Below are 11378 nucleotides of genomic sequence, written 5' to 3' on the forward strand. Positions count from 1 at the left end.
ATTAAAGTATTTAATTGGCCCCTTAGTTTAAAAATAGTTTTACTGGCAAATAAAAATGTATATAGCACTACCCTTAGGATTGCAAATAGTAAATCCTCCATTGTTAAATAGTTAGATGAAAATGATCAAAGAATTATAGCATTAAGGAGTGTATCAACGTATTGAATTTGAAAAACAATGTAGTTCCATTAGGTTTAGGCATCAAAATAAAGTTCTATTTTATATAATGGGTAATTTCTATAGAGATTAGAAATTACCCATTTATTATTTTTTATTATTATGTTTATTGAACTTTTCATATTATAGGTCTATAATTAGGGTAATGATAATGAAAAAGGAGATTGCCAATGATAAGCTTAGATTGGAAAGATAGAAAGAATCTTACTATGTTAGCAGACTTTTACGAATTTACCATGGCTAATGGTTATTTAGAAAATGGTATGGGAGATCAAATTGCTTATTTTGATATGTTTTTTAGATCAATACCTGATGATGGTGGCTTTGCTATTATGGCAGGTGTGGAACAATTAATAGAATATCTAAGAAATCTTAAATTTGACGAGGAAGATATAAGCTACTTTGAATCCAAGAATATATTTTCACAATTGTTTTTAGATTATTTAAAGGACTTTAGATTTAAATGCGATGTATGGGCCATTCCAGAGGGAACACCAATATTTCCTCAAGAACCTATAGTAGTGGTTCGTGGTCCTGTAATACAGGCGCAACTTATAGAAACTATGGTACTTCTAACCATAAATCATCAAAGTCTAATAGCCACTAAGTCCAATAGAATAGTTAGGGCAGCAGATGGCAGAACTGTAATGGAATTTGGTTCTAGACGTGCTCAAGGATATGAAGGTGCAATTTTAGGTGCTAGGGCTGCATATATTGGTGGCTGTATAGGAACAGCAAATACCATAGTAGATAGAGATTTTGATATTCCTGCCATGGGTACAATGGCTCATAGCTGGGTTCAAATGTTTCCTACTGAATTAGAAGCCTTTAGGGCCTATGCTAAGACCTATCCAGATAATTGTACACTTTTAATAGATACGTACAATACTTTAAAGCAAGGATTACCAAATGCTATACAGGTATTTAATGAAGAAGTTGTACCACGAGGATTTAGGCCTAAGGGTATTAGAATAGATAGTGGTGATATTGCTTATCTATCTAAAGAATGTCGTAGAATGTTAGATGAAGCAGGATTTAACGATTGTAAAATAGTAGCGTCCAGTTCCCTTGATGAATATGTAATTAGAGACTTACTTATTCAAGGAGCACAAATCGACTCCTTTGGAGTAGGCGAAAGACTTATAACTGCAAAGTCACAACCTGTCTTTGGTGGTGTTTATAAATTGACTACCATAGAAAGAAATGGACAGCTTGTTCCTACTATAAAGGTAAGTGAAAATGTGGGCAAAATAACTACCCCAGGGTTTAAACAAGTATATAGATTATTTGATAATATTACTAAAAAAGCAATAGCCGATGTAATTACTTTACATGATGAAGTAATCGACACTAGTAAACCTTATGAAATATTCCATCCTCTATATACTTGGAAAAGAAAAACATTAGAAAATTTCCATGCTAAAAAGCTTCTAGTACAGATCTTTGAAGATGGAAATTGTATATATGAAAGTCCAAATATACATGAAATAAAAAATCATTGTAAAGAACAGTTGGATTTAATGTGGGATGAAGTAAAGAGATTTGAAAAACCACATAGATATTTTGTAGATTTGTCACAAGAACTATGGAATATTAAGAATCAGTTATTAAAAAAACATAGATAGGATAATCACCAGTAAAAAAGCTTAGGTTTCCATGGAAACCTAAGCTTTTTTATAAATTCTTATATAAATTTTCTATCTCTTTTACTGTATTTGTATTTATTTCTTTATCTCCATAACGTGTATTTATATAAATTTCTCTTATCTTTTCTACTTCCTTTGAAAATACCCTTTCTGCTTTTTTATTTATATCTAAAGATGTATCTGATTTCGTTATTTCTACATCCTTTTTATTTAATTTCTCTAAATATCTTCTATAGTAAAACCTTATCTGTTCTTTTAACTCCTTAGGATATTTTTCTCTTATCTTTTTCTTCCTTAAATTAGCGATCTTTATATATTCTCTTTCTTCAGTATATTCTACATTATTATATTTTCTATCTCCCATTTTACCTATTAGTTTATATATAATATAAGTTCCAGCTATAATGAGCAAAAAACCTATTACTTTCTTCAATATTGGAAAATTTCGTAGAACTATTTCCTCTACTTCTTCCATGGTTTCAGGATTATCTATATTCATATTTTCAAATAAAATCTCTAAATTACGTGCCTCCATTTTCCCTTGAATAAATGCAATAAATTTATTTACTAAATAAAAAATAAAAGTAATTGGATAGTACAGTACCTTCATTATTATATCTATAATAAAACTATATACACTTCCAATGGTTGAGAATATAAAGTTTCTCAGTTTATCAATGGCAACTATAAAGGATACTATGGAAATAACTCCTATGTATCTTTTATTCGATCTTTTTATATTTTCTATATCCATTCCAGAATCCAAGTGTCTAACTGTTCTTATTAATATTATTATAGTCATTTGGCTAATGATTATAAATGGTATGGAATATACTATGAAATTGTTAAATACATCTCCTAAAAAAGCTAAAATTATCACAGCTATATATGCCATATATGATTTCTTCAATCTTTCTGAATACTCATAATGACTACCTTTAAGTAAGGAATTTCTAATATATAGAAATATAATAATAGTAGTCATAAATATAAAAATCCTTGCCCAAATACTCTTGAAAAATAATAATGGGTAAAGCAAAAGTAATATACTTGTTCTATATATCTTCTTTTCCTTATAATTAAATGCAAATATTAGAGAACCTAAAATTGTCCAGATAAAAACTATAAATACCTTATCTAAAGATGCAAAAGGAAAAAAAGTAAGTAATAGGGAATATATAAATGAAACTACAGATATTATTTCAATTAAAATCAAATCCATTTAATCACTCCTATACTTCAGTATATTTCTATTTAAATCCTTTAAATCCTCACCTTTTATAGATATACAAACTACCTTATTTACAACTTTACTTAATGAATTTATAACATCTATATATGGTTCTAGTACTTTTGGTGTAACTATTACAACTGTAGTATAGTTTCCTTGGGATTTTAAAATATCATTTAAAGTTTCTTCAAAAGTTGAAGAAATTATATAGTTTATACTTCCTAAAATCTCAAGAAAATTATATAATCTGTGATTTCCTAATCCTGGATGATAGAAGTGCCCTTTAGTATAATTTGAATTTCTATCATGAGCATTAGAAATAAAACCATAAGGTATTTTTAAATCTTCAAATTCTTCCATTATGGCTCTAGTTATTGAAATGCTTTTTTCTATTGCTTCCTCATCTATACATTGCCAGTAAGGTTTCATTGATTCAATATTTAAAGCTATAAGGACATTGTTATCTGTGGTAAAATCAAAATTTTTAACCATTAAACTATTGTATTTTAAAGAAGAAGGCCAATGTATAAATCTCTCCGATTCATTTCCAGTATATTCCCTTATTCCAATAGTCATAAGGGGATCATCAATTATCCATCTCTTTACAGAAATATCTCCATTGAAAGACCCTAAGGGGGTAATACTTTTTTCTATATCTAGTTTTTGAGGAAATATTATTATTTCATTCTGATTTTCCCTATACTGGTGTTTTGTTTTAAGTCCAATAAAATCTCCCAACTCTAAATGAGAATTATTTATACTGTAAATTCCCCTTTTACTTCCTTGTATTTTATATTTTCTTCTAACTCTTTGATAAGGCATAATAAATAGAGTATATATATTTTTTTCTATATTAAATCCTTTAGGAAATATTTCGCTGACCTTTAGAAAGAATACTGTTAAAAACTTTTTATTCTCTATTGTAGATATAATCTCTATATCTTCTCCTATTTCTCCAGTTCTTTTATCTATATCCATTCTATAGGATAAATTTTTGAAACCATAGTCCAATGTGATTTTGTTGATTAAGTAGGTAAACACTACTAATCCTAATAAAAACCAAATCATATCTATATACTTTCTAAGGGAACTTCCACTGAATTTACGATTCCCTCAATTAGTTCTATTGAATCTTCTATTCTATTTACACCACGAGCAATTATCCTATGGTTTAACACATATGGAGCCATAGCCTTTATGTCTTCAGGTATTATATAATCTCTTCCATTGATTCCAGCATATACTCTTGATGCCTTAAATAATGCAATAGACCCTCTGGGGCTTACTCCTAACTCAATATTTGTTTTATTTCTAGTTTCACCTACTATATTTACTAAATAATCCATTACTTCATCTTTTATGGAGATATTTGATATATTCTCTAATACATTATCTAATTCTTCACCATCTGCTATTGGTTCTATTATATCTAAAGGATCAGTTATATTTCTTTTAATTATTGTTTTTTCCTGCTCTTTTGTTGGATAACCCAATTTTATTCTCATAAAAAATCTATCTAGCTGAGCTTCTGGAAGAGGAAAAGTTCCATAAGATTCCACAGGATTTTGTGTAGCCAATACCATAAATGGACTATGTAATTTTCTAGTTTCTCCATCAGCTGTAACTTGTTTTTCTTCCATTGCCTCTAGTAAAGATGATTGTGTTCTAGGAGTTGCTCTATTTATTTCGTCTGTTAGGATTATATTCGAGAATAAAGGACCTTCTCTAAATTGAAAGTCTGCTGTTTTTTGATTGTAAAAGTTAATTCCTGTAATATCTGATGGAAGTAAGTCAGGTGTAAATTGGATTCTTTTAAATGGTAAATTTAATGTCTTTGCAAATGCCTTTATCATCATAGTTTTTCCCATTCCAGGTATATCTTCTAATAAGACATGACCTCCTGAAAGAAAGGATACTATAATTAGTTCTATTTCTTTGTCTTTACCTATTATTACCTTTGATACATTTTCTATTATCTTTTCTTTAAAATCAACTAGCAATCTCATAATCTCCTCCTTTTCCATATTATATTAATTATACATCATTCTATAAATATAAAACAACAAACAAAAAAAATAGGATATAATCCATTTATAAGGGGAAAATATTTCCCACTACCTTTTGCATTTTAAATATTTTTGGGGTATTATATTAGTATCCATTTATTTGTGATATAACTTTAATCTAATATACAGACATAAACACTAATAACATAATTGCAATAGAAAGAAGGGAAAGCTATGAAACGAACTATATTTTTCTTACTTTATAGCTTAGTAAGTATAGGTATTTTGCTTTTAGCACTAATGAATAACACATTACTGCACAGTAGAATTTTTTTACTGACAGCCATTTTATTTTTAGGAGTTGGATTAATAAATCATTTCTATGAAATAAGCAAGTTAAATAAGGAAAGTGGAAAGGAAAAAAGAAACTTTGCTAAAGATGATTTGAAAATTTTAATAGGCTCAACTCTATCAGCCACAATAACATGGTATATAAATCACGAAATGGGCTATGGTGCAGTAGTTGCAAATGGCTTTATAGGAGTCCTAGCAGCTACATTATTTACTCCAAAATTAGCAGGAATCATATATACTGCTTCTTTTATAGGTATGTCATCTCAAACCATAATAGCTACTATGCCTATAGCTGGATTTACGGGATTTATTGCTGGAATGATAATTATATTATCTAAAGATATATATGTAGGATTTGGTGGAAAGGGTGGTACTTCAATGGCTCTTTCTACTCAACTAGTAAGATTATTTCTAAGTATATTTAGAATATAGGGAGGTTATTAAATGGTTATGATAATTTCCATATGCTCAGCATGTCTAACTTATTTCTTAGGGCTACACCTTAAAAAAGGCCCTGTACTTTCATCAGCTATAGTAACCTTGAGCTCGGGATTGTTATTACCACACTTCTTTATCGAAGGAGACACCTTAGCACTTGCTGCCACTACTGCTTCCTATGCAGCCATGGTATCTACCATTAAGTTCCCAAAGCTTATTGAAATGGTGGCAATTGGATGTATATGCGGTATTGTTTTTAATTTAACTCAAGATGTATTTATAGGTGTCGGTGGAAGACTTGGGTCTATTGCAGCTATAGCTGGATTTTCATGGTTTGGACTTAAGCAAATAATAGAAAAGTTTATGGGAAAAAATAAGTTTACAATAAATTTACTGCAAAAATAAATGTAAAAAAATAGAGTTATAGGGTTTAAATTCTATAACTCTATTTTTTTACATTATCTGGCTGCTTTTAATTTTGCTATATCATTCCAGTTCTTTGCTGTAACTATTTCTATTGTGTTGAATTCTTCTGTTAGCTTATCTACTTTTGTATTTATTTCATATCTAAATTCACTTAAATTGGTAGTTTGTTCAATAATAGATTTTACGTCTTTTTTAATTTCTTCCTGTCCTTTTTCAAGATTTACTACCTTATTTCCAAGGTCTACTACCTTGTCTTCAAGACTTACTACCTTATCTTCAAGTCCTACTACCTTATCTTCAAGTCCTACTACCTTATCTTCAAGTCCCACTACCTTATCTTCAAGTCCTACTACCTTATCTTCAAGTCCTACTACCTTATCTTCAAGTCCCACTACCTTATCTTCAAGTCCCACTACCTTATTTCCAATACCTACTACCTTATCCTCAAGGTTTCCTAACTTTTCTAGCACTATTTTTTGAAATTCCTCGTTAGTCATTTTATCGACCTCCTTTATTCATTTCATTTATAGTTTAATAATAATTATATATTATAACAATGGATTATACAATGAAGAAATACTTTTACATTATAGTCTATTTTACAATTTAAATACTTAATGCTACTACCATTAAAGAACTACTAATGGCAAAGAAGTAATTAAGTACACCTACTATATCTAATAATACTAATACATGGCATATAGTTGCCAACACCAATATAGCACTTAACCACTTATCCTTTTTTGCAATACTTTTATTTATAGTATCTTCATCTACAGTTCTATTTATATGTACTATGGGTTTAGTGGTATAAATCTTTACTGTGGAATAAATAATAAATATTATTCCCAGAACTTGTTTTAAGGTGGAATTTAAATATATTTCTAAAACCCCTATTACTATAAAGTTTAAGGCTGTAATAAATAAGCACCCCAAATAGGTCTTACTATGGTATCCCCCTATATTTCTCCTAAGTAAAATTAACACACCTAAATAAATAATTGATGGAATAGTTTGTCCTATAATTATTCCAATTAATACAATAATTAAAGCCGTTAACATACTAGTTCCTATGATTTTCATTCCATAGAGTATTACCTCTATTTCATCATCTGTTGTTGACAAAGAAACATATCTTCTAATAAATTGACTTAGCACTTTAACCCTTACTCCTTTCATCGCTTATATTTAAATCTAAATATAAATATTCGCTTTCAAAAAATACACCATATTGATTTTTATCTTTTTTAAATAAGCGTACAATATTCATATTACTAATTTTAAGCTTGTTTATATCAGCTAGTGTTTGTGTTAAAATCTTTTTATCACTAATACTTATATAATAAATATTAAAAAAAGAATCCGTTCCTAGACAATTATTTAGTCCATTACTAACTATAGTATACATATCATTACTTTGAATAACTGATTTCTCATGGTCTATAAAACTTATAAACATTAATTCTGATGTATTAATTTTGCTATTTTCATAAGATACAACAACTCCATTTTCTAACATATTATAAGAGAATACTTTTTCATAGGGTTCTAAATATATCTTATCTATAAGACTATTTTCATTTAAGATATAGAAACAAGCAGTTTTATTATCTTCCATAAAAATCATTAATAAATTTTCATTTGAAAATAACCTTGTATCTAAATAATCAACATCTTCAAACCTGTGAACACTAACTATTTTGTTCTTATCTATCTTTTTAATTCCACAAATAGTCTTAGTATCATTTTCTTCTTTGTATGTATAATATATATCTGATAACACTTTACTGAATCTTGAGGGTTTATAAACAAAACCTCTATATGTATCTAAAACTGTTATACTATCATCGTCATTAATACTTCCTATATAATAGTCTATTTCACCTAAATTATTATTTTCTATATCTATTCCAGTTACTCCAGGCCCAACTAATATATAAGATATGAATATTTCTCCATCATTACTTATTACCAAATCGTAGCAATAAATATCTTCCTTTAGTTCAATTACTCTTTCAATGTTTTGTAATTTATAATTATACATTATTATGTGTTTATTAACTATACTTAGACCCATTTGGTCCATAGGAATATCATCATCTAAATAGTTTTCTAGGACTATGAACATTAAGTCATCTTCTACAAAAATAATATTGGCAAAACTGTCCTCCATATTTAGATTATTATACTTGAGTTCCTTTAATATATCATACTTATTAAAGTTTATATTAGTCGATTTTGTTTCCAAATTTATACCATTCTCAATTTCTATGCTCTCATTTTTAGAAGAAATACAAACTAACACAATCATAGTAATAAAAAATATATATTTTACCTTTTTATCACTATATCTGAAGGTATTCATATCAAAACCTCCCAAATTATATTCTAATCTAAATCCCTCTAATATAATAATTATATCAAGCTAATTTTATATTTGTCGAAATCTGGTCTAAGTGGTCTTTTTGGGGAATAAGTGGTTATTTAAGAGGGATTGTGTTATTCTTCTTTTAAACGCCCATTCAATCCAAAAAATAGACACCTGCTCCAAATCTAAACTATTTTAATTTTTATTTGATATAATTGTTATAAGTATAGAAAATATATATACTTTTATAATAAGCTAAATAAAGTGTATCCTCTCAATTAAATTAAAATCTTCGTACAGTTTTTAAACCATGAAAGGGATGAAATAGTGAAAAAATTTATTATATTGCTACTAGTATTAGTGTTGATATTACTTATACTATCTTTAAATTACAAAGAAGAAACCTATGTGCTTCAAGGTACCTTTTTATGTAAAGAACTTCCCTTTTCTTCTATGGTTTTTGATACAGCTGATAATTTTACTTATTATTACTACTATTTAGATTCTGATAATAATCAAAAGGAAGATAAGGGTATCTTTTCATCAAATCCAAATTCTCCATCAAACTATGTAATTAACAGTGAAATCTTTGATAATAAAGTAATTAGTTTTGAAAAAAATAAATTTAAAATAACTATTGATGATAATATATATACTTTTAAAAGATTTCATCATACTCCAATGATTATCTTAATAGATGATTAAATAAAATTAAAGTCTCATAATGAGACTTTAATTTTATCTTTTTAAACTAATACAACTTCTAGATAATCTCTAATCAGATTTCTAGTATAAGTATATTATATAAATTCCCAATCTCCAGCTTTATAATAAGCTTTCTATAAGTTTTATAATGCGTTACCTCTATATCTTTTTATATTAATAATTTACTAAAACTAGTTTCTTATTCTTATTTTATTTCTTAATAGACTTTGGTGCCTTAGGTTCATAATATAAAAATGTAGAAACTGTATTTGGAGACTCTTCAGCAATTTTTTTTGCTGTCTTGCTTATTTTATCTATACTCTTAATTAGAACTTTCTTCATCTTCTGTCCTCCTCTCTAGCTTTATTATTAATACTTAATGCCATTGTAGAAAAATACTTCAATGACAAAAGTAATTAATCTCATTTAATAAACTAATTTGTTTATCACTTTAACTACTATGACCTTTCATTTATAATAATTATATCAAGCTAATTTTATATTTGTCGAAATCTGGATTAAGTGGCATTTTCTTGGAATCAATCTTGGTTTATATTTAAATCTAAATATAAATATTCATCTTCAAGAAATACACCATAGTTGTTTTTATCTTTCTTAAATAAACGTACAATATTCATGTTACTAATTTTAAGCTTGTTTATATCAGCTAATTTATTTATGGAAATTTTTCCATCATTTATATTTATATAATGAACATTGAAAAAAGGATCAGTTCCTATACAATTATTTAATCCATTACTAACTATAGCATATATATCATTGCTTCTAGTAACTGATTTTTCATGATCTATAAAACTTATAAACATTAATTCTGATATATCAGTATTACTATTTTGATAAGATACAACAACTCCATTTTCTAACATATTGTAAGATAATACTTTTTCATAAGGTTCTAAGTATATCTTATCTATAAGATTGTTTTCATTTAAGATATAGAAACAAGCAGTTTTATTATCTTCCATAAAGATCATTAATAGATTTTCATTTGAAAATAACCTTGTATCTAAATAATCAATATCTTCGAACTTGTGAACACTGACTATTTTGTTCTTATCTATCTTTTTAATTCCAGAAATAGTCTTAGTATTATTTTCTTCTTTGTATGTATAATATATATCTGATAACACTTTACTGAATCTTGAAGGTTTATAAACAAAACCTTTATATGTATCTAGAACTGTTATACTATCATCGTCATTAATACTTCCTATATAATAGTCTATTTCATCTAAACAATTATCTTCTGTATCTACTTCAGTTACTCTAGGCTCAACTAATCTATAAGATATGAATATTTCTCCATCATTATCTATCACCAAATCATAGCAATAGATATTTTCCCGCAATTCAATTGTTCTTTCAATTTTTTGTAATTTATAATTATACATTATTATATTTCTATTAATTACACTTGGCCCCATTTGGCTCATATAGATATCATCATCTAAATAATCTTCTAGGACTATAAACATTAAATCATCTTCTACAAAAATAATATTAAAGAAGTTATCCTCTATATCTATATTATTAGATTTCAATTCCTTTAATATATCATATTTATTAATTTTAATATTAGCAGGTTTTGCTTCCAAACTTATACTTTCCTCAATCTTTATATTTTTATTTTTACAAGAAATACAAAACAACACAATTATTGAAATAAAAAATATATATATTGTTTTTTTATTACTATATCTGAAGGTATTCATACCAAAACCCCCTATCTAATATGTTAGTGTAAACCTATTTATATAATTAATAGATCTATACTCTGTGTTCTCAAGGGTTTTAAAGCTTTTTAAAATAAAAAACAATGACCCTTTTTTTGGTATAATTGAGTCGCGAAACAAACAAATATCCAACGAAAGGTGTGTCATTGTACATTGTGGACTCAATTATATTATATTTACTTTTATATAATCAATTTTAAATTTCGACTATTCGTCAATTAGTTTTATTTATTGTTAAAAATATTCCTTTACAAGATTTTAAAGTTAATCATT

General features: G+C 27.1%; 12 protein-coding genes. 4 read left to right on the top strand and 8 right to left on the bottom strand.

The window, feature by feature from the left end; translation table 11 throughout:
- Nucleotides 1–347: 347 nt before the first annotated feature.
- On the top strand, nucleotides 348–1802 hold the full coding sequence (locus tag KQI41_RS17670) for a nicotinate phosphoribosyltransferase (protein ID WP_216585865.1): 1455 nt from the start codon (nucleotides 348–350) through the stop codon (nucleotides 1800–1802).
- A gap of 49 nt (nucleotides 1803–1851) precedes the next feature.
- Here the strand turns inward: KQI41_RS17670 and KQI41_RS17675 are convergent, their stop codons facing one another.
- From KQI41_RS17675 to KQI41_RS17685, 3 genes are read right to left on the bottom strand one after another with little or no spacing between them, the layout of a single operon-like run.
- Nucleotides 1852–3045: a hypothetical protein gene (locus tag KQI41_RS17675; protein WP_216585866.1), complete on the bottom strand. Its 1194-nt coding sequence runs from the start codon at nucleotides 3043–3045 to the stop codon at nucleotides 1852–1854.
- The gene (locus tag KQI41_RS17680) at nucleotides 3046–4122 is read right to left on the bottom strand and encodes a DUF58 domain-containing protein (protein ID WP_216585867.1); all 1077 of its coding nucleotides are present in this window, start codon (nucleotides 4120–4122) and stop codon (nucleotides 3046–3048) included.
- 2 nt (nucleotides 4123–4124) lie between these two features.
- The gene (locus tag KQI41_RS17685) at nucleotides 4125–5060 is read right to left on the bottom strand and encodes an AAA family ATPase (RefSeq protein WP_244971118.1); all 936 of its coding nucleotides are present in this window, start codon (nucleotides 5058–5060) and stop codon (nucleotides 4125–4127) included.
- Between the two features lie 234 nt (nucleotides 5061–5294).
- Here KQI41_RS17685 and KQI41_RS17690 point away from each other — a divergent pair, with 234 nt between their 5' ends.
- Both KQI41_RS17690 and KQI41_RS17695 read left to right on the top strand, forming a co-directional pair.
- On the top strand, nucleotides 5295–5846 hold the full coding sequence (locus tag KQI41_RS17690) for a hypothetical protein (protein WP_216585869.1): 552 nt from the start codon (nucleotides 5295–5297) through the stop codon (nucleotides 5844–5846).
- Between the two features lie 12 nt (nucleotides 5847–5858).
- Complete coding sequence (locus KQI41_RS17695; RefSeq protein WP_216585870.1) at nucleotides 5859–6257, top strand: hypothetical protein; 399 nt, start codon at nucleotides 5859–5861, stop codon at nucleotides 6255–6257.
- A 53-nt stretch (nucleotides 6258–6310) separates the two neighbouring features.
- Here KQI41_RS17695 and KQI41_RS17700 read toward each other — a convergent pair whose 3' ends face one another.
- The 3 genes from KQI41_RS17700 to KQI41_RS17710 form a co-directional block, all read right to left on the bottom strand.
- Entirely contained in the window at nucleotides 6311–6775 is a 465-nt protein-coding gene (locus KQI41_RS17700; RefSeq protein WP_216585871.1) for a hypothetical protein, read from the bottom strand.
- Between the two features lie 109 nt (nucleotides 6776–6884).
- A complete protein-coding gene (locus tag KQI41_RS17705; RefSeq protein WP_195838005.1) occupies nucleotides 6885–7436 on the bottom strand; it encodes an accessory gene regulator B family protein in 552 nt (183 codons plus the stop codon).
- A gap of 1 nt (nucleotide 7437) precedes the next feature.
- The gene (locus KQI41_RS17710) at nucleotides 7438–8643 is read right to left on the bottom strand and encodes a hypothetical protein (protein ID WP_216585872.1); all 1206 of its coding nucleotides are present in this window, start codon (nucleotides 8641–8643) and stop codon (nucleotides 7438–7440) included.
- Nucleotides 8644–8973: 330 nt separating this feature from the next.
- On the opposite strand from KQI41_RS17710, the gene KQI41_RS17715 reads away from it, so the two are divergent.
- Nucleotides 8974–9351 (top strand): hypothetical protein, encoded by a 378-nt coding sequence (locus KQI41_RS17715; RefSeq protein ID WP_216585873.1) that lies wholly within the window; start codon nucleotides 8974–8976, stop codon nucleotides 9349–9351.
- A gap of 210 nt (nucleotides 9352–9561) precedes the next feature.
- Here the strand turns inward: KQI41_RS17715 and KQI41_RS17720 are convergent, their stop codons facing one another.
- Both KQI41_RS17720 and KQI41_RS17725 read right to left on the bottom strand, forming a co-directional pair.
- Nucleotides 9562–9693, bottom strand: coding sequence for a cyclic lactone autoinducer peptide (locus KQI41_RS17720; protein WP_154441316.1), 132 nt, complete (start codon nucleotides 9691–9693; stop codon nucleotides 9562–9564).
- 197 nt (nucleotides 9694–9890) lie between these two features.
- Nucleotides 9891–11084, bottom strand: a complete 1194-nt coding sequence (locus tag KQI41_RS17725; protein ID WP_154441314.1) for a hypothetical protein — start codon at nucleotides 11082–11084, stop codon at nucleotides 9891–9893.
- Nucleotides 11085–11378: the final 294 nt, after the last annotated feature.

This window comes from Tissierella pigra, from assembly GCF_018917845.1.
Lineage (GTDB): Bacteria > Bacillota > Clostridia > Tissierellales > Tissierellaceae > Tissierella > Tissierella pigra.